Annotated in this window: 18 protein-coding genes and 1 tRNA gene; 9 read left to right on the top strand and 10 right to left on the bottom strand. The window is 39.2% G+C overall.

Annotated features, from left to right (window positions below; all coding sequences use genetic code 11):
* The first annotated feature begins 130 nt into the window (after positions 1–130).
* The 5 genes from GVX98_RS02610 to rsfS all read left to right on the top strand — a co-directional run bounded on the left by GVX98_RS02610 (position 131) and on the right by rsfS (position 6,046).
* Positions 131–2,944: an ATP-binding protein gene (locus tag GVX98_RS02610; RefSeq protein WP_159127186.1), complete on the top strand. Its 2,814-nt coding sequence runs from the start codon at positions 131–133 to the stop codon at positions 2,942–2,944.
* 113 nt (positions 2,945–3,057) lie between these two features.
* Positions 3,058–3,846 carry a crotonase/enoyl-CoA hydratase family protein gene (locus GVX98_RS02605; protein WP_159127185.1) on the top strand — a complete coding sequence of 263 codons (789 nt, stop codon included), beginning with the start codon at positions 3,058–3,060 and terminating at the stop codon, positions 3,844–3,846.
* Between the two features lie 34 nt (positions 3,847–3,880).
* Complete coding sequence (locus GVX98_RS02600) at positions 3,881–4,756, top strand: NAD(P)-dependent oxidoreductase (RefSeq protein ID WP_159127184.1); 876 nt, start codon at positions 3,881–3,883, stop codon at positions 4,754–4,756.
* Positions 4,757–4,771: 15 nt separating this feature from the next.
* On the top strand, positions 4,772–5,566 hold the full coding sequence (locus GVX98_RS02595) for a hydroxypyruvate isomerase family protein (protein ID WP_159127183.1): 795 nt from the start codon (positions 4,772–4,774) through the stop codon (positions 5,564–5,566).
* A 75-nt stretch (positions 5,567–5,641) separates the two neighbouring features.
* Entirely contained in the window at positions 5,642–6,046 is a 405-nt protein-coding gene (gene rsfS / locus GVX98_RS02590; RefSeq protein ID WP_004692321.1) for a ribosome silencing factor, read from the top strand.
* Between the two features lie 47 nt (positions 6,047–6,093).
* Here rsfS and GVX98_RS02585 read toward each other — a convergent pair whose 3' ends face one another.
* The 6 genes from GVX98_RS02585 to GVX98_RS02560 form a co-directional block, all read right to left on the bottom strand.
* Complete coding sequence (locus GVX98_RS02585) at positions 6,094–6,702, bottom strand: hypothetical protein (protein ID WP_159127182.1); 609 nt, start codon at positions 6,700–6,702, stop codon at positions 6,094–6,096.
* 16 nt (positions 6,703–6,718) lie between these two features.
* Complete coding sequence (locus GVX98_RS02580) at positions 6,719–8,056, bottom strand: ammonium transporter (protein WP_159127181.1); 1,338 nt, start codon at positions 8,054–8,056, stop codon at positions 6,719–6,721.
* Positions 8,057–8,241: 185 nt separating this feature from the next.
* Positions 8,242–8,943, bottom strand: a complete 702-nt coding sequence (locus GVX98_RS02575) for a hypothetical protein (RefSeq protein ID WP_004979135.1) — start codon at positions 8,941–8,943, stop codon at positions 8,242–8,244.
* A gap of 97 nt (positions 8,944–9,040) precedes the next feature.
* Complete coding sequence (locus tag GVX98_RS02570) at positions 9,041–10,495, bottom strand: NAD(P)(+) transhydrogenase (Re/Si-specific) subunit beta (RefSeq protein WP_004692329.1); 1,455 nt, start codon at positions 10,493–10,495, stop codon at positions 9,041–9,043.
* A gap of 3 nt (positions 10,496–10,498) precedes the next feature.
* The gene (locus GVX98_RS02565) at positions 10,499–10,822 is read right to left on the bottom strand and encodes a proton-translocating transhydrogenase family protein (protein WP_004692331.1); all 324 of its coding nucleotides are present in this window, start codon (positions 10,820–10,822) and stop codon (positions 10,499–10,501) included.
* An 11-nt stretch (positions 10,823–10,833) separates the two neighbouring features.
* The gene (locus GVX98_RS02560) at positions 10,834–11,961 is read right to left on the bottom strand and encodes an NAD(P) transhydrogenase subunit alpha (RefSeq protein ID WP_004979125.1); all 1,128 of its coding nucleotides are present in this window, start codon (positions 11,959–11,961) and stop codon (positions 10,834–10,836) included.
* A 1,065-nt stretch (positions 11,962–13,026) separates the two neighbouring features.
* Between GVX98_RS02560 and GVX98_RS02555 the strand changes: the two genes are divergently transcribed.
* On the top strand, positions 13,027–14,217 hold the full coding sequence (locus GVX98_RS02555; RefSeq protein ID WP_159127180.1) for an MFS transporter: 1,191 nt from the start codon (positions 13,027–13,029) through the stop codon (positions 14,215–14,217).
* Between the two features lie 61 nt (positions 14,218–14,278).
* Here GVX98_RS02555 and GVX98_RS02550 read toward each other — a convergent pair whose 3' ends face one another.
* From GVX98_RS02550 to GVX98_RS02535, 4 genes are all read right to left on the bottom strand, one after another.
* On the bottom strand, positions 14,279–14,923 hold the full coding sequence (locus GVX98_RS02550; RefSeq protein WP_159127179.1) for a HEPN domain-containing protein: 645 nt from the start codon (positions 14,921–14,923) through the stop codon (positions 14,279–14,281).
* 1,011 nt (positions 14,924–15,934) lie between these two features.
* Positions 15,935–17,899 (bottom strand): DUF3732 domain-containing protein, encoded by a 1,965-nt coding sequence (locus GVX98_RS02545; RefSeq protein WP_159127178.1) that lies wholly within the window; start codon positions 17,897–17,899, stop codon positions 15,935–15,937.
* Positions 17,896–18,381, bottom strand: coding sequence for a three component ABC system middle component (locus GVX98_RS02540; RefSeq protein WP_159127177.1), 486 nt, complete (start codon positions 18,379–18,381; stop codon positions 17,896–17,898). The genes GVX98_RS02545 and GVX98_RS02540 overlap by 4 nt, the downstream gene beginning before the upstream one ends.
* The gene (locus GVX98_RS02535) at positions 18,378–19,586 is read right to left on the bottom strand and encodes an ABC-three component system protein (RefSeq protein WP_159127176.1); all 1,209 of its coding nucleotides are present in this window, start codon (positions 19,584–19,586) and stop codon (positions 18,378–18,380) included. The genes GVX98_RS02540 and GVX98_RS02535 overlap by 4 nt, the downstream gene beginning before the upstream one ends.
* A gap of 260 nt (positions 19,587–19,846) precedes the next feature.
* On the opposite strand from GVX98_RS02535, the gene GVX98_RS02530 reads away from it, so the two are divergent.
* The 3 genes from GVX98_RS02530 (at position 19,847) to GVX98_RS02520 (ending at position 23,458) form a co-directional block, all read left to right on the top strand.
* Positions 19,847–19,931 (top strand) — tRNA-OTHER (locus GVX98_RS02530).
* A gap of 10 nt (positions 19,932–19,941) precedes the next feature.
* Positions 19,942–20,709, top strand: a complete 768-nt coding sequence (locus GVX98_RS02525; protein ID WP_159127175.1) for a hypothetical protein — start codon at positions 19,942–19,944, stop codon at positions 20,707–20,709.
* Between the two features lie 46 nt (positions 20,710–20,755).
* The gene (locus GVX98_RS02520) at positions 20,756–23,458 is read left to right on the top strand and encodes an ATP-dependent RecD-like DNA helicase (protein WP_159127174.1); all 2,703 of its coding nucleotides are present in this window, start codon (positions 20,756–20,758) and stop codon (positions 23,456–23,458) included.
* Positions 23,459–23,477 lie beyond the last annotated feature (19 nt).

Below are 23,477 nucleotides of genomic sequence, written 5' to 3'. Positions count from 1 at the left end.
GCCTATTGTATGGAAAAATGCTAGTCCCTGCACCCATTTAGCATGCTTTTTCGTGAAAGTGATTAAAGCACCATCGATTTTTTATAAAGCGTGCTACACTTCAAAGCATAGGGAATAAATCACTTGCACCATGTCAAATATCAATAAAAAGTTATTTAATCGTCTGCACTTAAACCATGCTTATGGACAGCTCATTGCACTTATTTTCGTGCCGATTATGATCTTGGCTTGTGTAGGTGCATTACTGGTTATTACCGAAACTTCAAATGCCGCCAAAGCCCAGCAGCGACAAATGGCGATTGCAATTTTAACGCGCTATCAGCTAGATGCGGAAGCGGCGATCAATTTGGTGAATGCCTCCCCTTGGCAGTATGAAAATGCACGTTATTTGATGCAAAAGATGTTAGATGAAAAACATCTGATTCGTGCCGCAATTATTGATGAAAAAGGCAATAACAAACTCAGCATTGGCTACCAAGACCAAGCGCCGTGGCCTGCGCTGAAAAAAAATACTGATTTTTTTGGCCCGATGAATTTTAAAGGCAATACGGTATATGGTTTACCCATCAACCAATTTACAGGCACGCCTGCACAGTTGGTGGTTGAATTAGATAACCAACCCTTACAAATTGCCCGTTATCGCGTGTTGATTGTGTTGATTGCGACAGGTCTGTTGACACTCTTATTGCTTTTACTCTGTTTAAATTTCTACTCGCGTCGCTGGATTGCGCCGATGTATGAAATTCGCATGCAGCTGCAACGTTTAAATGCCGACACCCTCGATCAGCACATGCTGATTAACAGTACCGGTGAATTACGCTTACTACAGCGCGATATTGCCAATGTGGTGAAACGCCTGCATTTTAGTTTTTTAGAATTGAAAGAACACACTGAGCAGACAGAAGACGATTTACGTCGAACCCTTGACACTTTAGAAGTGCAAAACATTACCTATCGTCAAGCGCGTGACCAAGCCATTTCAGCCAGTCAATCCAAGTCTGTATTCTTGGCCAATATCAGCCATGAACTGCGCACGCCACTGAACAGTATTGATGGTTTTATTCACCTCTTACTGCGTCAAGACAACCTTAACAATGATCAAAATCTTTATTTACAAACCATCCGAAAATCATCTGCACACTTACTGGCACTGATTAATGATGTTTTAGATTTTTCAAAAATTGATGCAGGTAAACTAGAACTCGATACTGCAACTTTTGATCTAGAAGAAGCAATTTTTGATGTTATGGATATGCTGTCTCCTCTTGCTGCACAAAAGCATATCGATATGGCCTTTTACTATGCCGACAATGTGCCAAAGCATGTGGTTGGAGATGCCCTACGCTTCAAACAAATTTTAACCAACCTAATTTCCAATGCCATTAAGTTTACTCCTGATGGCGAGATCATCGTCCGCGCAAGAATGGAACAAGATGATATTGGACAGTGCCTATTGCACTTTAGTGTACAAGACAGCGGCATCGGACTCAGTGGAACCGACCGTAAAAAACTGTTTGAGTCTTTCTCGCAAGGCGATGCTTCAGTCACACGTCAATTTGGCGGTACAGGTCTGGGCTTAGCGATTTCCAAACAGCTGGTGCATTTGATGCAGGGGCAAATTGGATTTGAGGACAACCAAGAACGCGCGCCCACCGAAAAAGGTTCCACCTTCTGGTTTACAGCCATGTTTATGGTCAATGAAGAAGATGAGTACGTTGAGCATCCTCAGTTTAGCGATATGCAAGTGGTCTCGTATTTGGCACATCCTGCAACGGCCAATATTCTGCGTCATTATCTTGAAGACTATGCTGTGGAACACATCGAATCGAGTTCAATTTTAGACTTGTTCAGCCACCTCAACAGACTGCCTCAAGATGTGGAAAATACATGGTTAATTGTTGATCACAGTGGTGATACCGAAGCCTTATTAAAAGAAATTCGTCAGCGTTATAGCGGTAACCTTGCGGTTTATGGTTACCAGATGTCACTCGATTTGACCACGCTGAATGAATATCGCGCACGACCACTATACCAACCGCTCAGTCGGAGTGCTTTGATTCAATTGCTCAGCAATCAACCACTATTTGAAGAAGACGAAATGGAGTCCTTCAATGGTCAAGGCTTACATATTTTAGCGGTGGATGACCATCTCCCTAACCTGATTGTCCTTGAAGCCCTACTAGGCGAGTTGAATGTCACGACAACAAAAGCTTTAAGCGGTCAACAAGCCTTAGAGATTTTACAAGAGCGCGCTGAACACGACAGCAAAGCTTTTGATTTGGTGTTTATGGATATTCAAATGCCTGTCATGTCGGGTGTCGACACCACACGTGCCATTCGTGCGCTGGAGTCAACCATTGAAAACCATAAGCGTTTGCCCATCATTGCCCTCACCGCACATGCATTGGCCGATGAAAAACAAAAACTACTGCAAGTCGGCATGGACGACTATGTCACCAAACCAATTCAAATTGATCAGATCATTCAAATCCTGACCCATTGGACCACTGATCGCTTCAATAAAGGCTCGCCTGTTGAAAAAGCCATCGTGATTGAAGCACTTGATCCGAAGGTGCTCGACTGGCAGCAAAGCTTACAGTTGGCCGCCAATAAAGAAGACTTAGCGGTCGACTTATTGCGTATGTTAATGGACAGTTTTGATACTGAGCTACATGAAATGAAGCAGTTGATTGAAATGGAAGATTTCCCACAATTAGAACATGTGCTACACCGTCTGTATGGTGCAACACGCTATGTCGGTGTACCCAACTTACAAGAAGCAACAGGGACATTTGAACAGTTTGTTTCAACCTTACGTAAAGAGCGTCGTAAAGCAGATGAACAGTTTGTTCAAGAAACCATAAAGCGTTTCAATGAACTCAAAGTCGTGATTGAACAAGTACAACATGCGGCACAGCAAATTTTAATCAAACATAGCCCATAAAACATTCAAAAGAGCATGGCACCAAAGACAAGTTGCGACGTGACTCTTGGTGTCATTTATCCGCACGGGAGCTATGCTATGCTCCGTGCGAGCAAAAAATAAGAGTTCTCATCATGGCTTTACTTCGCATTGAAAACAAAAATGGCATTGCCACTGTTTCACTTAACCGCCCAGACAAACGTAATGCGATGAGTTTCGACCTATTGCGCGAATTGGTTAAAACTGCTGAAAAAATTAAAAAAGACCGTAGCATTCGCTGTGTCATCCTTACTGGTGAAGCGCAAGTCTTTAGTGCAGGCATTGATCTTGCCGATTTGAACAATCCGAAGAATCGCGCCTATGCCGCGTGGGAACTGATCAAACCTGGACAAAGCCTCTTTCAAAAAGCCTTCCTGATTTGGCAAGAACTGCCTGTTCCTGTGATTGCCGCGATTGAAGGGTTTTGCTTTGGCGCTGGCATGCAATTGGCTTTAGCAGCGGATATTCGTGTGGCACACCCTGCAACCCAAATGTCGATTATGGAAAGCCGTTGGGGACTAGTTCCGGATATGGGACTGACGCGTTCTTTGAAAGGTCTAATAGGACTAGATCTTGCCAAAGAATTAACGCTTACGGCACGTATTTTCGATGCAACTTATGCCAAAGAAATTGGCTTAGTCACACATCTTGATGGATCACCGCTTGCAAAGGCTCAAGCCATTGCAGAAGAAATGTTACAACGCTCACCAGATGCGCTCATGGCCTCAAAATATGTGCTGGATGCTATGCAGCATGAGCCTAAAAAATCCTTACGTTTGGAAAAAATTTGGCAGCTCAAATTACTGTTAGGGAAAAATAGCCAAATCGCACGTAAGAAAGATAAACAACCCGACGTGCAGTATCTACCACGCCAATATAAATAACAGTATTTAAGCACTGACAATCAAAGAGGGTTCCATGAGTTTCGATCGACACACTAAAATTGCATTTCTCGGCATGGGACTCATGGGCAGCCGTATGGCCACCCGCTTACTTCAAGCAGGTTTCGAAGTCGCTGTATGGAACCGTACCCGCAGTGCCTGCGATGCACTCATTGATTTGGGGGCGACAGACTTAGCGCTACAGAATATTGCTGAATATCCTATAGTCCTAACCTGTTTAGCCGACGACAAAGCTGCACTCAGCGTTTATGAACAAATCGAACCGTTTTTGACGGCGAAGCAAGTAATCATCGACTTTTCCAGTCTTTCGGTGGAGCAAACCCTGAGTCTTGCAGCACGTGCCGAACAAAAACAGGTGCATTGGATCGACTCACCTGTTTCGGGGGGAACTATCGGTGCAGAACAAGGTACGCTAGTCATCTTTGCTGGTGGCGATGCACAGACGATTCAAGACTTGTCTTTGATTTATAATATCTTGTCGCAACGTGTCACCTGTATGGGCAACACTGGAACAGGACAAGCCACCAAAATTTGTAATCAACTGATTGTGGCAGCCAATAGCACGCTGATTGCAGAAGCGGTTGCTTTAGCAGCCAAAGCTGGCGTGGACACTCGCTTACTTGCACCTGCGCTTGCAGGCGGTTTTGCCGATTCGAAACCCTTTCAAATTTTAAGTCCACGTATGGCGACTCATCTATTTGAGCCCGTACAGTGGAAAGTTCAAACCCTGTCCAAAGACTTGAACAATGCTTTGCAGCTTGCTGCGCAGCACCAACTCGACATCCCTGTTGCAGCGCGAGCACTTCAGCAATTGCAAGCACACCAACAACAAGGCTATGCTGAAGCTGATCTTGCCTCAGTCATCTTACAAGTAGAACAAAAAGCCAAATAAAATCAGGAGAAAATCATGACCAAACTTGCTGTAAATTTATCCATGATTTTTACCGAAGTGCCGCTACTTGAGCGTTTTGCTTTGGCTCAAACCGCTGGCTTTAAACATGTGGAAATCCAATTTCCCTATGAACTCAGCATTGAACAAATTCAAACTCAGCTTATGCTTCATGACTTAAGCCTCTGCCTCATTAATGTTCCTGCAGGCGACTTAATGACCGGTGGAAATGGACTCGCAGGTGTCCCCGGCAAAGAGCTAGAGTTTCATCACGCTCTTCAGTTAGCAGTGCAATATGCCAGCGCACTCAAAGTGCCAAGTGTGAATATCCTTGCTGGCAAACAACCCCTAGATGCAGACCTACTGCCCTGTTTAAATACCTTGTCCAAAAACCTGAAACTGGCCTGCCATATATTCGGTGAACATGACATTCAACCTGTCTTTGAAATGATCAACGGCACGGATATGCCGCGCTTCTTAGTGCAAAATATTGCCCAAGCACAGGAAATGCTAGAAGCAGTACAACACCCTGCACTTAAAATGCAATACGACTGCTATCACATGGCCATGATGGGTGAAGATGTGTTGCAAGGGCTACAAGAAAATATTCAAGCTATTGGTCACATCCAATTTGCAGACTGTCCGGGGCGGCATGAACCAGATACTGCACAAATTATGTATGCAAATATTTTTGAATGGCTACAACGCAGCCGTTATGACGGTTTTATTGCGGCGGAATATCGACCAAAAACTGTTTCAACTCAGTCCTTTGCATGGAAGGCCAAATACTTTGCTGCACATCCTCAAAGTTGAACTGTTGCGGATTTGAAATTTTCGCCTAAAAACGCTATATTATAAGATGAGTTATTGTCCGGAAAAATTCCCTTTATGAATTTAGAACCATCGCCCAGCGCTTCTAATTCTCACGATTTCGCAATGAATACCCAAGCTGCCGACGTACAAGCTTGCTTAAAAGTTGTACATGAAGCCCTTGAAGATGTAAAAGCAAAAGATATTTTAGCGATTGATGTCAGCCTAATCAGCAACGTCGCTGATGCAATTGTGATTGCAAGCGGTACATCAACGCGTCACATCAAAGCACTTGCTGATAACGTTGCTGAAGAAGCACGTAAAGCAGGTTTTCGCCCTCTCGGTGTCGAAGGCGAACGTGATGCAGAATGGATCTTGATTGATCTTGGCTTTGTTGTTGTGCACGTGATGTTGCCAACAGCACGTCGTTTCTACGACCTAGAAAGCCTTTGGCGTGCAGCCCCAGAAGAAACTGTAGCCTAATATGAAAAGAGCGACCTGAAGGTCGCTTTTTTTATGTCTAATTTTATTTAAATTAAGCGATGCATATCGACCATTGGGTAACGCTCTTTCACTTGGCGCTTCACGTGGGCATAGAGTTGATCTGCTTTTGCAGGACCATAAAATTCACAATAATTTTCATAACAGACTGTCAAGACCTGCGCATATTGAGTCATGGGCAAAGCTTCGAGCACCGCTCGATCATTCAAGGCCTGATACCTATCAATCACAATGGATAAAGCCTCTAGCTGCATTTTCACTTCACGCTCAAACTCCTGCACATCAACGGCTTTGACTGCTTGACAGATATTTTGCATAAAAAACGTCAATGCATCGAGTAACACTGCTCCCCCTTGTTCGCTTTTCGATGCTTTTGCAGATGGGTTCAACAAAACCTGTTTTTCAACTTGGGCCATCTCGGCCAAGACATTTTTGAGCATGTCTTTTCGGAAGTAACGTAATTCCTCTGTGGTACAGATTTCACTCAAAAAACGATTCAGGACAAAGGAGGGTTGATCACCATATTTCGCTTCCCAGTGATTCAATACTTGATCTAAAAGTGTTCCTTGTAAGTACTGACTCAATCCACGTTCGATCGCTTGGCGTTTTTGTAAAATAGTTAATGTTTCGGTCGACATGAGCTATCCTCTTTCATTAATGACGTTTGGTCATATCATCAGTTTCAAATGTCACATCACGCTGAAACTCGGGATAAGACAGTTCTGCATGTTCGGTATAGTCCAAGCCATGTTGTTCATGTTGTTTACTCACCCGCAAACCACCAAGAACGAGGTCTAAGACTTTAAAGACGATCAACGCCACACCAAAACCCCACGCAAAGGCTGTCAAAATACCCAAGCCTTGTACCGCAATGATCCCCGCATTAAACATTTGGTTTTCAAAAAACAACCCCGCAGCCAATGTGCCCCATGCTCCACAAAAACCATGTACAGTCACCGCATCGACCACATCATCCAAGCGGAGTTTTTCCATCACCACTGGTAAAATACTGACCAGCACACCTGCAACCGCACCACTGATAATGGCATACACTGGACTCATGGTTGCACAGCCCGCCGTAATTGCAACCAGTCCACCCAAGGAGGCATTAATGGTGCCGCGCATTAAAATCGCTTTACCACGTATTAGGGTATAAACCATATAGGCAACTGCCGAAGCACACGCCGCCAAATGCGTATTCAAGGCAATCCGCCCAATACTCACATCCGCCTTCACGGTAGAGGCCGTATTAAAACCAAACCATGCCAACCATAGAACAAAACCGCCTAGCGCCACCAACGGTAAATTATGCCCTGCCAAATAATGGACCTGTCCATTGCGCCCAAACCGCCCTAAACGGGGTCCCAGCACGATAATTCCAGCTAAGGCCACCCATCCACCGATCGAATGCACCACTGTTGAACCAGCAAAGTCGATAAAGCCCATAGCTTTTAGCCAACCTTCGCCATCAAATAAGCTCCCCCAAGCCCATGCACCAAAAATCGGGTAGATCAAGCCACTGACCACCGCAGCACTCACGATATACGCCACAAAGTGAATCCGCTCAGCCATCGCCCCACTGGCAATCGTCGTGGCGGTGGCAGCAAACATCATTTGAAAGAACAAGAGGTTCCAGTGCCAGTCATCCATGGCATTGGGTGCAAAATGCGAGGTCCCTATCCAACCACTCGAATTGACACCAAACATCAAACCAAAGCCAATCAACCAAAAGACCAGGCCCCCTAAACACGCATCCATATAGTTTTTCATGAGTACATTAATGGTGTTTTTAGAGCGCACCGAACCACTTTCAATCAGGGCAAAACCTGCTTGCATGAAAAATACCAAGATGCCACCCAGCACCACCCAGACACTGTCAAGCGAGAGGCGAATTTCTTGAATATTTTGAGCCTGTGTTGGCAGGGACTCTGCGGCAAAACTGGGTAAGGCAATACAGCACACAAAGAAGAGTAAGTATTTTATTTTTTTCATGAATAATCCCCCAAAGATTATTCATCTCAATTGCAAAATCAATGCCAGTGTATCAACACCTTATAGATATTTAAAAATGATCTATGTTCGCCCATATAAACGGAGCGATTTAAACAGGGTGAAAAAACGATACACCATACAAGAAGTCAAAATGAATTTATAAGCTAATTGCTAAAATATGGCTTTTAGTTTTTATAGTACTCATCCACAGCATAATAGTGGACCTTCTCTATCCATCGACCACGATTCAGCGTTCGCTCTGTCACTTTAACCTTTCCCGCTTGAACTGTTGCATCTTCAATAAACTCTTTCACTAAACTCAAGCCGTGTTTAGGAATCACGATATATTCCGAACGGATGTGATAACAACACCCACTTTTATTGAAGGTTAAGATTCTTTTTTGTTTTGGATCGACCTCAAACATGCCCAAATTTTCATGGGTTAAGGCCGACAACTCCTCACTCAGAACAAATTTATTCTTGGTTCGATGAAAGACATAAATATCGTAGGTTGGCCCGCCATAGGCACCATAGTTACCATTACGGATGGCCATATCCTCACTCCCGTCAAAGTTAAAGTCAGCAAAAATTAATGCGCTTTGCTCTCCATAAAGCTGTACGACATTAACAGACGGTTTGTCAGTTTCGTCCAGATCCATCGTCAATTCAGCCGAGGAAAAATGCTGAAAGTGCTGTGTTGTCCCTTTTAGGTAAAGATCAATATTGGCTTGTCCATCACAGCTACTGTCCGTACAGTTCCTCGTCATTTTTACATCATAGTGCTTCGATGCATTTTTTATTTCGAAGACTTGAGCCTGAGTAGTTTGACTCAAAACGAACACACCAAATATCAACAGCAGCTGACACGAGATCTGATTTATGTTCATATTGTTTTCTTATTGAAAAGTTAAACATCATCTTAGCAAAAGCTGCAAACATAAAAAAACCACCCGAAGGTGGTCTTTATACAATCTAATAAGAGGATTAGTGTCCACCACCATTGATTGCTTTAGTCATGTCTTCAACCACTTTCTTCGCATCACCGAAGATCATCATAGTTTTTTCGTTATAGAACAAATCGTTGTCTAGACCTGCATAACCTGTCGCCATAGAACGTTTGATGACCATAATGGTACGTGCTTTATGTGCTTCAAGAATTGGCATGCCATAAATTGGAGATGTTGGATCGTCTTTCGCTGCAGGGTTGACCACGTCATTCGCACCAATCACAAGCACCACATCTGTTGCAGGGAAGTCAGAGTTAATCTCATCCATCTCTAAGATGTCTTCATAAGCCACGTCTGCTTCAGCCAAAAGTACGTTCATGTGACCCGGCATACGACCAGCAACTGGGTGAATGGCGAAGCGCACTTTTACACCCTGTTCTTTTAGGATTTCACACAGTTCTTTCACCGCATTTTGTGCACGACCTTGTGCCATACCATAACCCGGTACGATCACAACGCTGTCTGCATTTGACATCAAGAAGCCTGCGTCATCTGCTGAACCAGAACGATGGTTACGCTGTGCTTGTTCGCCTTTGTCTGCAGAAGCTACCGCAGTTCCACCCATTGCACCACCAAACAAAACGTTGATGATTGAACGGTTCATGGCTTTACACATGATGTAAGACAGAATCGCACCTGAAGAACCCACCAGTGAACCCGCAACGATCAACATATTGTTTTCAAGTGTGAAACCAATACCTGCTGCTGCCCAACCAGAGAAGGAGTTCAATAGCGATACCACCACTGGCATATCACCGCCGCCGACTGGTGCAATCCACACCCAACCGAATGCAAGTGCCAGTGCAGTCATAGCCCAGAATGCATTCATGTTGCCTGTTGTGAAGAAGTACACACCACATGCCAACATTGCAAGGAAAATCAGCGCTTGTACAGGTTTAACCCATGCACCAGAAATGGTTTTTGCCCATTTTTTCGCAGCCAATTTACCATAAGCGAATACAGACGCTGTAAAGGTAATCGCACCGACGAAACAACCCACGAACAATTCAAATAAATGAACCTTGCTCATGTGTGCATGTTGCACCCCTGCAGCAGTTAATGCAGCTTCATTTTGTGCAAATAATGCAGTCAGTTGGTTGTTATGTAGAATTGCCGCAATCGCAATCAATACCGCAGCCAAACCCACCAAAGAGTGCATCAATGCGACCGTTTCAGGCATCTGCGTCATAGGTACAGTACGTGCGCGGGCAATACCCACTATCGCACCCAGCACCATCGCACCGCCAATCATCCAAATCACAGGATGATCTGCCACAAAGAAGGTGGTCACTACAGCAATCGCCATTGCGATCATGCCGTAACGGTTACCTTGAATTGCCGTCTTCGGGCCAGACAAACCACGTAAAGTTAAGATAAAGAGGACAGCACCAATCAGGTAGAACCAATCCGCATAGTCTCGAATGAATTCCATATATTAGCCCTCTTTTTTCTTTTGCTTTGGCTTGAACATTTCAAGCATGCGAGCAGTTACTGCGAAGCCACCAAAAATATTGATACTTGCTAAGAACACCGCAATCGCACCTAAAATGCTCACCACATTCACACTTTGGAATGCAACATTCGCATCAACACCAATTGCAGGAATCCCCACCGTTTGAATCATTGCGCCCACCACGATGATCGATGACAACGCATTGGTTACTGCCATAAGCGGTGTATGTAGTGCTGGCGTAACGCCCCACACGACGTAGTAACCTACAAAGATGGCAAGGACGAAAATTGTAATTGTTTCAACCATGATCTATCTCCTTAACCACGCTTCAGCAGTACTTGACCGCCATGAGTTACTAGAAGGGCTTTTTGAATTTCTTCTTCAGGATTGATAGCAAAGTTTTTCTCTGCATCAAATAAAGTATCTAAGAAGTTCAAGACATTTCGTGCATACAAAGCAGAAGCTTCAGTTGAAACTGTAGAAGGAATGTTTGGAATACCTAAAATGGTTACGCCGTTGTCAGTCACAACATTTTCACCATTCTTAGAACCTTCAACGTTACCGCCTGTTTCAACCGCCATATCGAGGATGATTGAACCTGGTTTCATTTTGGCAACTGTTTCCGCCTTAATCAGACGTGGTGCATTACGACCTGGTAAAAGTGCAGTGGTAATCACGATGTCAGCATTCGATACGGCTTTATCCACAATAATGGCTTGATCGCGGATATAGTCTTCACCCGGCATCCAGCCATAACCGTTTTTCGCAGCATCGGCTGCTTTTTGCTGTTCTTCCGCTGACATAGGTACGTCTAACCATTTGCCACCCAAAGATTCCACCTGATCTTTCGCAGTCGGACGTAAATCTGTTGCTTCAACCACAGCACCCAAACGTTTTGCTGTCGCAATCGCTTGCAGACCTGCAACACCGACTCCCATGATCACGACACGTGCAGGTTTTACAGTACCCGCAGCTGTCATCAACATTGGGAACATGCGCTGGTACTCTGCCGCAGCAAGAAGCACTGACTTGTAACCTGATAAGTTGGCTTGTGAAGATAATACGTCCATGTTCTGCGCACGAGATAAAGTCCGTGGCAGTAGCTCTAAAGCAAATGCAGACACTTGTTGTGATGCAAATTGATCAAGCTCCGTATTACGGTACGGGTCAAACATGGCAATAACCGATGTATTTGGCGCAAGCTTTTGAATTTCAGCACCCTGAGGAGCACGTACTTTCAAAATCATTTGGCTACCGGTATAGGCATCATCAGTCAGCGTAGCACCGACTTGCTCATAAGCACTGTCGATATAAGCAGCTTTCACACCTGCTCTACGTTCAATCACTACACTATGACCAGCACTGATCAACTTTTTTACCGTTTCTGGCGTTGCGGCTACACGATTTTCACCGACGACAGTTTCGGCTGGAATTCCGATCTGCATGAGCGTCCCTCAAGCTAGTTTTTCTTAAAGTAAACATCACCCATTAGGCAATGTTTCCTCACAGGATGTTCTTATGAATTTTTGGATTCTAATGAAACTTTTTTAAAATACCACCCACTATTTATTTAATAAATACCCATATACTGAACTGGTGATTCATAAATAATATTGAGTGATATCTCGTATATTTGCTTTGAATCCGCTTAAAAATTGATTTATTTCTATTCAAATTCTGAACTACAGATCCTTTCACACTCAAATCTGCACTTTTTTTGCACAAAGCCAAGGACTTTAATTCCGCAGTATTGATCTTTTTGACCAATCCAATAATAAGAACCGCCACGTTCACATTAACCCGAACCTGTCATTCATAGAGCTTTACCATCTCCCATCGCGCAAACTTTGCAGGCATTGACTTAAATGACAGTTTTGCCCCATTTGCAAAAGCTTAGAATTGGCCTGTTCCTATTTTTCATCGATCAAAAATGCCAATGCTCAAAATTTAGCCCGACTGAAACGTGTATTTGAAATGGATTATATAAAAATACGAGGAGGGATTGATCACGTTTAAGTAGATCTGAAACGGGGAACGACCAACAAAAATGTTTTTTTCATATTTTATGGGATGATAATGGCGTGCATTGACACACTAGTCTTAAGCAGAAATGCACCATAATTGAGCAAAAACACTTTAAATAGATGAATATTTCATCAATCAGCCCCAAATGCTTGGTGTGCTTTACGAGTAAAAATGATCGAATGCAACAATTTCATACAAATTAGACGGGTACGTTCAGAATTTTTTAAAGATTTTTATCATTTTTTTGACAGGAAATTCTAAATATCATTATTTTTTGATTGTATTAGACGAAAATGCTCTCCTAAGAACAGGTCATGCTATTTTCTATGTCTTCATCTTCTACTCATTTTTTATGCAGTCTTTTCTCGCCTGTTTTGGGCTTTTGACCCAGCTTCGTATACAATTTCTGAAACGATGCATCTATTTAGCTCAAGCACGATGTAAACGTCTTTCTGAAAAAAATATTCCCTCATCAAAGGCTCATTATGAATACTTCTTTCGACATCAGTCGAGACAAATCTCTGTTCTGGCTGATGGCAATTGTCTGCGGCTTATGTGCAGGGGCAAACTATTATTGCCAGCCTTTGATTTCCTCTATTCAGCAAAGCTTTCAAGCACCAGAAGAACAAGTGGCTTTGACCGTGACCTTTGCGCAAGTTTCCTATGCTTTGGGTTTACTGTTCATTGTGCCCTTAGGCGACATGCTGAACAAAGCCAAACTGATTCCATTCCTGATGTTTGGAGCATCTGCTGGGCTGTTTATCTGTGCGACATCCACCAACTTATCGATGCTCTGGCTAGGCACCATTATTACAGGTCTCTTTTCAGTTGCAGCACAAGTGCTGATTCCTCTGGCCACGATGGCAGTCAAACCTGAAAAAACGGGAGAAGTGGTCGGTTTCCTCATGAGTGGCTTATTGGTCGGGATCTTACTATCGACCAGTGTGGCGGGATTACTCTCAGATTTATGGCACTGGAAAATGATTTATGTGCTGAGTGGCATTGCCATGTTTGCTTTGGCTCTTCTGATGAAAGGAAAACTGCCGCAACTACCAAAACTCAAAATCACCTATTTCGACATTTTTAAGTCCATGGGGAGTCTGCTGCAACAAGAGCCTCGTTTGGTGTTTCGCTCAATCACGGGTGGATTTGCTTTTGCTGCCATGAGTATGCTGTTTTCAACCATTGCCCTACTTTTAACCTCTGAGCCATTTCAACTTTCGGATGTTTTAGTCGGCGTGGTGACTTTGGTCGGCGTATTTGGTGCACTCTCCACCCAGTGGATTGGTAAATGGGCCGATCGCGGTTATACCCTTCTTTTGACTTGGGTCGGCTGTGGGACTTTAGCCCTCAGTTGGGCCTTTCTATACTTAGGCGGAAGTTCACTCATCAGCTACATCATCGGTTATGCACTGATTAACTTAGGACTTGCAACCACACACAGTTGTAACCAAAACGTGATTTTCCGTTTACGCCCCGATGCGAAGTCTCGTGTGAACTCCATCTATATGACCTTATATTTTATTGGCGGCGCGTGTGGCTCGGCGCTGGGTGTCTATGCATGGCATCACGGCGGCTGGAGCAGTACGTGTTTAGTCGGTATTACACTGGTGATAATGGCGGGTGTCTTTGCTCTGCTGGATACCCTGTACAGCAAAAGACATGGTATTGCTTAACCCTCAAAAAGACAGTTGACTCAGTAAACTGTCTTTTTATTTGAACACTTCATTTTTAGCACTAACTGACCTGAGCCACTGGGTAAAAAGGTTTGCCCAAATCGAGACTATCGGCATTATCCAAAGCTATGTACAAAAATGCGGGGAGCAAAGCCGATAAAATTTGACAGCCATCTTGTAGCTGCTTGCGGTTCAATGAACTCTTATAGGTTGAACCGCCATGCATCAGTTGATTTCTCAAGGTATATAAACGGTTAAACAGTACAAGTAAAATATCGACCGAATGCTTCTGCTGTAGCGCTTTCGCCACTTTCTTCTTTTCCTGTTCAAGCTGAGCCTTACAGACCTCTAAACCAATTTTCTTATTTTGATAGTCCCAATACCCTTGATAAGTGTATTGGTTGTCTAAGAGCATACGAATGGGTTGACTAAATTTGTCCCATAAAATGCTATAAATTCTATGATCAACATCATGCTGGCAAATTAAATGTAAGAACTGACGTAGACTCTGTTTGTCCTGACTTTGACCCAAGTCTTGTGCATATATCGCATTGAAAGAAATCCAGAGGCTGATAAATTGCAAATCGGGATCATGATCGAGCAGGAATGCTTGCTTTAACCAACTCAGCCCACGATGTATTCTCAGATTAAACTCATCACTCTGCTGTACTTTTTTAGTTTTAAAAATTTCTTCTAAAAGCAACATCGGCTTTTCCTATACTTTATTCTTCTATGTATTCAACATACTGAATGATTAAGCTAAATTCAATTCAATCCTGCTAGGACATAGTGATTGATAAATCCCGCTATTTCAGTGTGAATGTTCTATCGAAAAAAAACATTCTGTTTTCTATATTTCAATGTATCTAATGAATATTGGCTGCTCCTCTTACCATTAATTATAAGTTCTAAGCTTGATAAAAGCAGATAATACCTCTCAATGAATGTATTCCATTTTTGTGATAGTATTGCGTGCTATCGGAAATACCTGAATAAAAATGAAGCATCGAGTTTCATTTTTCGTCCACTCCCAAAGATCCTCCTATCGGTAATGAATGCATTTCAGCTCATTACATTGTGCTGTATCGTGCTCAATAAATGGATTGACGCTTTGGCTTTGCGACATCTGATTTTCATGTAATTTCCCACATATTTCTTTGCACCGCTTCTGCTCCAATACATATGTTAACTATGTCTTTGCCGCCAAAGCTGATAAACACTGATCAAGAGTCTGATTTTTTTAATGAATACTGACAAAAACATTGAAACCCCTCAATCTCCACGTATCAGTGTTGCACCGATGATGGATTGGACGAACAAAAAAATAATAATACATAAATTCAATTAGATACATTATTTAAAAATCATCATAGTGTAAATTTGGTGTAGATTCTAGCCAATTAATCAATAGTATGAATATTATTCAATTACGATTAACAGAGTGGGAAATGATTGAAAAAGTCCTGCGAGTCGCTACTTCTTTAGCTAATTGCCCTTTAAACATAAAGCAAATCTTCAATATATACACAATTATAAATGTATATCGAACCAGTGAAGTGATTACTTAAAATTAGCACAATTGTAGCAGATTTCAGCTTATATTCATTAACTCACCATAAACCCTATCCTCCAATATTTTAAAATAAAATATCAATTACCTTTATCTCTCCAAAACCCTAAGTTAATACTTTGAAATTCGAAATAGCATACTAATATATTATTTTTTTAGATCTGCCCTAACATCCCAATCTAAAGGAATTAAAGCCTTACTTGATCCTTTCCCCCATCGCTCCTTTGTTGCACCAACATATTTTTTATCTTCTGAAAAATAAGCGTGTTCAAGCAAAATAACCTGTAACCCTTCTATTTTGGTAGTTTCATTAAAAATAAATTCAATATGTTTCTCCAGTGCATTGATATCTTCATCGTTATCAATCCCTAAAATCACATTTTCATCTTTTAAAGTTGAGGGGAAGTAAGGTCGACTAATTTGATCTAAAAATAAGACACCAGGTACTGAGGTTTTTCTTGTTTCAAAGTACTTATGCAATGCAAAGGCCAGAGCAATATGTATAGCTAAGTAGTTTTGATCTGAACCAAGATCTGACATTTTAAGTACAGATTCTGTTTTATCTTCTATGATATTAATTTCAGGCTTTAAGGCATTAAAATCTAATTCTGCATTGATACATGGCGCAACCGTTGGTAAACATTGAAAATTCTCTGTTGCGAATTTAGAGATTTTTAATTCAGCTCTTCTTAGTTTGATTTCTTTAGCCCTCTTATCTATCTGAGCTTCCAGCTCCTGAATCTCTGAATATAATTCTTCTAAATCAATATCTTGATGCTCAACGCCTTGCGAAAATAATTCTAAAAAATAAGATATCTTTCCTCTAAGATGCGCTTGCTGCTTAGAACAGGCATCATACTCTTGTAATTCTTCTGTCTGCCTATACCAAGAATTAATCTGTGCATCTACTTGTGATAACTGAGAGTTTAATTCGCTCAACCTAGCATTCAAATTTTCTTCTAGAACTATTAGTTTTGGCTCTACTCTTTTAATGTTTATATTCTCATCTCTGATTTGCATTAGAGTCGATTTCAAGTACTCAGCAATCGAAACTCCTATCTGAGACTCCGATTTACAAACAGGACACTTCTCAGTGGTATTCGAGAGATTAAAATGATCTACTAATTCGAGTTTATTTAGTTGCCTAGCTACTGTTCCCTTATAACCAGAAGCCTCAAGAATCACTTTCTTAGTAGCATTTAATTTGCTATATAAACCATTAACTTCATCAAGAATAGACTTTCGGCTACTATTTAATAATGCTATTTCACTGTTAGTTGGATAACTACTAGCTTGTGTATCCATTTTTAAAATTTCTTTGAGTGCTTGAGTAATTTCATTAAAATTTACTTCATCTTCTAATTCATAACTCAAACCTACCCTTCTAGCTTCGTCTAGAAATATTTTAGCCTGATTTATCCATTCTTCTTGGGAATTAAAATTTGATTTAATTTTATTATTTTCTAATTCTAGCCGATTCTTTAGCTTCTTCAACTGCTGTTCAATATATATAGTTTCTTCATTTGATATATTAAGGTAATAGGGCAATGCAGCTAAGAAATCTTTAGATTTATCAGCATCATCCATTCCATGAAATAACAATGCTTCACTATCAATAACTTCTTTTGTAATGAACATAAAAGGGACTAAATTTCTAACAGATGCCTTACCTATAGTTTTACCTGTAAAATTATTTTTCTTTTTGATATCGCCTATACCAAAGACTTTTTCAATATATTCTTTTGCTGAGTCAAGAGTGCATGCACCATCTAAATCTTTAAATTTTTTAGGAACTTCCAGTCCTCGACCAGATCTTACAAACATTTTTGTACTAGTCTTTTGCCCAACAGGAGGTATAACTCTAGCTATAATTAATTCTTCGATCCCTGCAACCCATTTAACCCCAACACAAATACTTCGCCTACGAATATGAGCAGCTAATTCACAAGTACTAGAACCTAAACAATAATCGAGTGCCTTTATAATAGCTGTCTTTCCAGTGCCAGATGCACCAGTTATAATATTTACAGCATTTATATCAAAAGTTATTTCTCTAATTTCATCGCCTTTAGCATTAAAAAAGAAAATTTTACTAATATTCCAACGATTCAAACTGTTAACCCCATGATATCAAAAACTGCTTTCGTTGAACCTGCATGTGCAAACCAACACCCCAATCTATCAGCACATTTAACTATTTTTAATAGCTCACCATCAATCCTCTTAATTTTTGATTTTATTAAAAATTTCCCCCCAAGTGATATCTGCGCATTTTCTTTTAATTCTAAATATCCAGAAAAGCAACCAAATTGAAGTGCTTCACTTACAATATCTAAGCAACCATTCAAACGGAAACTCAAATCTAAATCATAATTTTGATTTCTACTTAACCACTCTCTTAATCCAGTTGTTTTATTAGTACCTTCAAATTGCTGAATATATTCCTCAGATAACAACAAAGGCAATGCTATATAAATTAATGGCAGATCAGGAAATCTATTACCTGTACTAACATACGACTCGACAAAAGTAGCTAGAAGCAATGCACAAAATGCTGGATTCATTTCAGCGTAAATATCATGTGAAATTCTCATTTGCTTTTTAAATGCTCAATATAGTCAGGGTGCCAACCTATCGTTAAATTAATAGCTAGTACTTGATAAGAGCCACGAACATAATATGCAGAAGACCACTCTTCAGCAATTGGTCGAATTTGATTTGGCGCTTCATTATGTGTCCATCTCAATAATTCTAGCCCCTCATTACATTTTTGGCTTTCATCACTACTTTCACAGTTTTCGCACATAGCCAAATACTTATCCTCCCAATACTCTTTCAGAAGGACATCATATTCATAAATTGTAGCGGATAGTCCTGGGTTTTTTCGAACCCATTTAGAACGTTGCTCTCTAGCTCTCCATTCCTCACGAATTGCTTTAGTTTTATCTGATTCTCTACCTTTGACTAAATCAATCTGGGCAATAAGTCCTGAATGAGGTATATGCCCCGCAGGTACGCCACTTCTCTCAAATTCAGGCAGTAACTTTTCATGCTCAATTTCGGCAGAAATTTCCATAATCTTAGATAGCAGTTCAACCCTTAAAATATATCGATCACGAACTCCACTTAAGGAATAAATTACTTGTCGGTCCCACCATTCCACTAATTTTTGCGTAATATTTTTTTTATGGATAGTAGGAATAAGTGTTAGTTTATGCTCAATAGAGTTTTCAATGTCATTAATATTCGGTGAGTTAGATATTACAATGACACGGTCGAATAAATTTTTCCTTAGCGCTTGCGACATTCCCAGAAAAGCTTCACATCCATCTTTGCGATCTGCATGTGGTAATTTTTTTTTCAGTTCCTGTGCAGTTTTTCTCTCACTAATAACTCGATTAGCCTCAATTTCTAAAGCTTGCAACAAGCTACTTCTTTCCTGAGCTGAGTCTACCAATACATTTAAAGGGTCGGCCTCACTTATTCCACTAACAACAACCAAATGAAATTTTGTATCTGGCATAGAGATTTGAGGGAGGATATCTACCCAAGCTTTAATCGTCTTCCATAATGATTTTGATTTAATTGTTAAAGAAGCAGGTTTAGCTTTAATAGAATGTTTTAATTGATATAGTAAATTTTGGCCATCTTGATCCAATTGAACATCATCTAAAGTCTCAATTGATATTGCGGCATTATCTGTTGATAAGCCAAGAAGTGCATCTAGTGCATACAAAGATTGATAGAAAAAACCTAATGCAGATGCTTCAGCTGAATGATCAGTATTATTAGCACTCATCCCTCCCCCCATATCAAAAAAAACTTTGAAAAAAGTATCTTAACATTTATAAAGCATATTTATTAACCATACTTAGTTTAAAAATTTAAATTCATTTTTCTTGTAATTGTATATTTTCATTCTCTTTCTAATATTTCTTTGTTTTTTCAATATAAAGTGATAGTAAAATATTGCTCAACTATAGGTTTTAAAGTATAAGTATCTAGAGATACTGAAACTCATATCATGTTTAAGAAGAATGTAACATCCCAAAGGATTATGTGCAGAAGTTAATGGTTAAACGCCGGCCGATTAAAGCAGTACTCTTAAAGCCGGAGTCTGGGTTCGATTCCTAGCTGTACACCAATTTAAACTTATGAAAACACCAGCCTATAAGCCGTTTATCGATTCAGTTGGAAAAACTGTTCACCATCTTAATACTATAGCTGTAGGTCTATCTGGTGTTGAATCAGGTAACTGTACCCAACCAGAAGAGCTTAATATTTCTTGGACTCCCTCAAATATTAAACATTCGAGTCGTGATGCCCGTCAATTTACTTTAAAAGCAACAATTGTATTTGTTGCAGAAGAACTAAATAGTTATAACTCTCTAATTATAAATTCTGCAAATATTGGCAATATAACTTTACCTAAAGATGCTGATAGAAGCCAAAAACATTTAGCACTAACTGATCACTTTGAAATTAATGATCCTATCTTACAGCTAGGTCCACTACTTTTGATTCATTGGCGTAATAGAATAATTCACAAAAAATCGACTGCTAAACTAACATCATCCCAAATTTCAATTTTAAAAAATTCTAATGCCGAAATTAAAGATAAGTATAAGAATCTATGTACTACAAAATTATTACAAGACTTTGAAAAGGGTCTTCCTACATTGAAAGATGTATCTTCATTAATTGCAATGACAATCAATTATGTCCATGCTGTTGAAAAGTTAATTCCTGAACCAAAATCTATAAATGACTTAGAAAGTTGGTTAAAAAATTTAGGTTTATATAGTCAATATGAGAGAGCTCAAAGAGTTTCAATAAGTAAACCAAACCCTTTAGGTTATATGACAAACTTCTTTAATACTCAATGCCCTCAATTATTAAAAGTTTACAAATCATTTTATTAAAATCACTTCACAAATATTTTTTGTTTAGCATTAAAGGGGTACTAAAATGTCGACTGCTTTATTACAAATACAAAATTCGGACACAGTCATTTGTCAAAATATTGAAGCTTTAAACGATCAGAGAAAAATACTTTCACAAAATATTCTATCGCAACTTAGAAACCTAATTGAGGGTATTTCGGTAGCATTAAAAGCCAACTCACTATATACCGAATTTAGTTACCCATTAATTGAACCAGGATTATCTTTTGTCAGAAGTCAATCTAAATATAAATTTCTTGGTAAATTTCATAAGCTACTACAGATAAGTGCTTCGCACTATACACTAGATGGTGATTCCTCAGAAAGATTAATGTTAAAGTATTATGAATACCTTTATAGAATAAGAATTTTATTAAACCAAAAATTCAATATCTTAATACTTAAAAATTTAGATCTATTCCCTATAGATTTAGATCCATCCCTTCGTGAATATCATGAAAAAATTTCAGAAAAGATTAATTCAATTAATCAAATACAATCTAAAAATCACAAAATAGATAAATATTACATCCACAAAACACGACCTTTTTATATTAATAATGAGATCTATTATGAAGTAACTTTTTATCGTGCCTTTAATAAAGTTAACAAATACGATAGAATAATCGCCTTTACAAATATAGATATTTCTAAAGAATATGCTTGCAATTTAACACTTCAAAAAGATTCAATCGAAGTATTAGGATACAACATGCCGATAATAATTATCCGCAATTGGGAAATATCAATTCGAAAATGTGAATTTAACAACTATGCAAAGATATTAGGATCAAGACTCCAAATTAACACCAAATCCAATGAATATAAATTCCTAATGGCTTGGTTAACTGAAAGGTCGGGAACGTTATTAGATTTAATAGAAACAAACGAAAACACTTACCACCAAATAAAACTACAAGCGACAGAAAACAACCTTAATAACATTCAAATTTTTAAAATCATAGATAGAGTAAGAAATTTTTGTACAAATAAATCTTCAGGTTATAAAACCCTAAGATATTTAATGTTAAAAATGAACAATCAGATAATAAAATCACAATATGATTCTCGTGGATGCCCATTACTATCCAACCTAAGCCTGTCTTATAGCTGTATTCCTTTCGAAAAAATGCCTTTTTGTACATCATTAAGAGGACATAATCCTAAATTAATAGATTTAATCGAAAGTATAGATTCTCGTGAATGTAAAGAAGAGTTTCTAGCAAGACATATAAAAAATAATATTGAACAAAAAGGCATACTTTATACCCCATTAAATGAAATACAAAATTTTAATCCTATTGAAGATTTAATTAAAAAATACAATAATCAACTTTACTACAAGCATAAAGAAAATCGAAAATTAGTGTCTGATAAAGGCCATATTTTTATTAATCAATATGAAAATGATACCTCTACTATTATAAAAAATCTTCAGGGATTTTCTGTGGAAGGAATTGCCGGCTATACTCAAGCTGTTGACCGCTGGATGAACTCCTCTCCAGTATCAATTGATGATCCAGTAAAAGTTGATGCATTGAAGCATTTATTTAGAAATTCTAAAGTAGCTATCATTTATGGTGCTGCCGGCACTGGTAAATCAACTATGGTTGATCATATATCCCATTACTTTAATGATAAGAAAAAGTTATTTCTAGCACACACAAATCCAGCTATCGACAATCTAAAACGTAAAATTAGTGCTCAAAATTCAGAATTTCGTACTATTAAAAGCCATATTAGTAAGCAAAATATGTCAACAGAATATGATTTACTTATTATTGATGAATGCAGTACCGTAAGTAACACAGACATATTAGATGTTCTTAATAAAACTAATTTTAAATTACTAATTTTAGTTGGTGATGTATATCAAATTGAATCAATACAATTTGGAAATTGGTTTAGTACTATTAAGTCTTTTATACATAAAAATTCTGTATTTGAATTAACCACTCCTTACAGAACATCTAATCCAAACTTATTGACATTTTGGGGGAAAGTAAGAAATATTGAAGATGATATTTCTGAATTAATGGTTCGCAATCAATATACAACTATATTGGATAATAATTTATTTGAAAATAAGTTTAATGATGAAATTATTCTATGTCTTAATTATGATGGGCTATATGGAATAAATAATATTAATAGATTCCTTCAATGTAGTAATTCAGGAAAATCAATCACTTGGGGAGTTAATACATATAGAGTTGGTGATCCTGTTTTATTTTCTGAAACTGAAAGATTTAGGCCTGTCATCTATAATAATTTAAAAGGAAAAATTATTGATATTTCAGAAATCGCTGGAGGGATTCAATTTGATATTGAATTAGGTAGACCACTAACTGAATTCGATGTGTATGGAACTGATCTTGAGTGGATCAGGGATTCTATTGTACGTTTCTCAGTATACCATTCTGACAATAGTGATGATGATGATGATTCATTAAATGCTTTTGTGCCATTTCAAGTAGCTTATGCTGTTTCTATTCACAAGGCACAAGGGCTTGAATATGACTCTGTAAAAATAGTTATTACTGATGCAAATGAAGATGAAATAACGCATAGTATTTTTTACACTGCTATAACCCGAGCACGTGAAAATTTAAAGATTTTTTGGACTCCCGAAACACAGCAAAATGTCCTAAAAAAATTATGCCGCCCTAATAATGCTAAAGATGTTCACTTACTTGCAAGTCGAAAAAATTTAGCAACTATAAATTAATTTTCGTTTAAGAGTTAGA

This window comes from Acinetobacter sp. 8I-beige (genome assembly GCF_902505955.1).
Taxonomy (GTDB): domain Bacteria; phylum Pseudomonadota; class Gammaproteobacteria; order Pseudomonadales; family Moraxellaceae; genus Acinetobacter; species Acinetobacter johnsonii.
Note: the sequence above shows the minus strand (reverse complement) of the source record. Positions and strands in the feature narration are given on the sequence as shown.

Bases quoted from the DNA above. Each gene is read 5' to 3' on its own strand.
- GVX98_RS02610 (WP_159127186.1), top strand. From the start codon at position 131: ATGTCAAATATCAATAAAAAGTTATTTAATCGTCTGCACTTAAACCAT.
- GVX98_RS02605 (WP_159127185.1), top strand. From the start codon at position 3,058: ATGGCTTTACTTCGCATTGAAAACAAAAATGGCATTGCCACTGTTTCA.
- GVX98_RS02600 (WP_159127184.1), top strand. From the start codon at position 3,881: ATGAGTTTCGATCGACACACTAAAATTGCATTTCTCGGCATGGGACTC.
- GVX98_RS02595 (WP_159127183.1), top strand. From the start codon at position 4,772: ATGACCAAACTTGCTGTAAATTTATCCATGATTTTTACCGAAGTGCCG.
- rsfS (WP_004692321.1), top strand. From the start codon at position 5,642: ATGAATTTAGAACCATCGCCCAGCGCTTCTAATTCTCACGATTTCGCA.
- GVX98_RS02585 (WP_159127182.1), bottom strand. From the start codon at position 6,702: ATGTCGACCGAAACATTAACTATTTTACAAAAACGCCAAGCGATCGAA.
- GVX98_RS02580 (WP_159127181.1), bottom strand. From the start codon at position 8,056: ATGAAAAAAATAAAATACTTACTCTTCTTTGTGTGCTGTATTGCCTTA.
- GVX98_RS02575 (WP_004979135.1), bottom strand. From the start codon at position 8,943: ATGAACATAAATCAGATCTCGTGTCAGCTGCTGTTGATATTTGGTGTG.
- GVX98_RS02570 (WP_004692329.1), bottom strand. From the start codon at position 10,495: ATGGAATTCATTCGAGACTATGCGGATTGGTTCTACCTGATTGGTGCT.
- GVX98_RS02565 (WP_004692331.1), bottom strand. From the start codon at position 10,822: ATGGTTGAAACAATTACAATTTTCGTCCTTGCCATCTTTGTAGGTTAC.
- GVX98_RS02560 (WP_004979125.1), bottom strand. From the start codon at position 11,961: ATGCAGATCGGAATTCCAGCCGAAACTGTCGTCGGTGAAAATCGTGTA.
- GVX98_RS02555 (WP_159127180.1), top strand. From the start codon at position 13,027: ATGAATACTTCTTTCGACATCAGTCGAGACAAATCTCTGTTCTGGCTG.
- GVX98_RS02550 (WP_159127179.1), bottom strand. From the start codon at position 14,923: ATGTTGCTTTTAGAAGAAATTTTTAAAACTAAAAAAGTACAGCAGAGT.
- GVX98_RS02540 (WP_159127177.1), bottom strand. From the start codon at position 18,381: ATGAGAATTTCACATGATATTTACGCTGAAATGAATCCAGCATTTTGT.
- GVX98_RS02535 (WP_159127176.1), bottom strand. From the start codon at position 19,586: ATGAGTGCTAATAATACTGATCATTCAGCTGAAGCATCTGCATTAGGT.
- GVX98_RS02525 (WP_159127175.1), top strand. From the start codon at position 19,942: ATGAAAACACCAGCCTATAAGCCGTTTATCGATTCAGTTGGAAAAACT.
- GVX98_RS02520 (WP_159127174.1), top strand. From the start codon at position 20,756: ATGTCGACTGCTTTATTACAAATACAAAATTCGGACACAGTCATTTGT.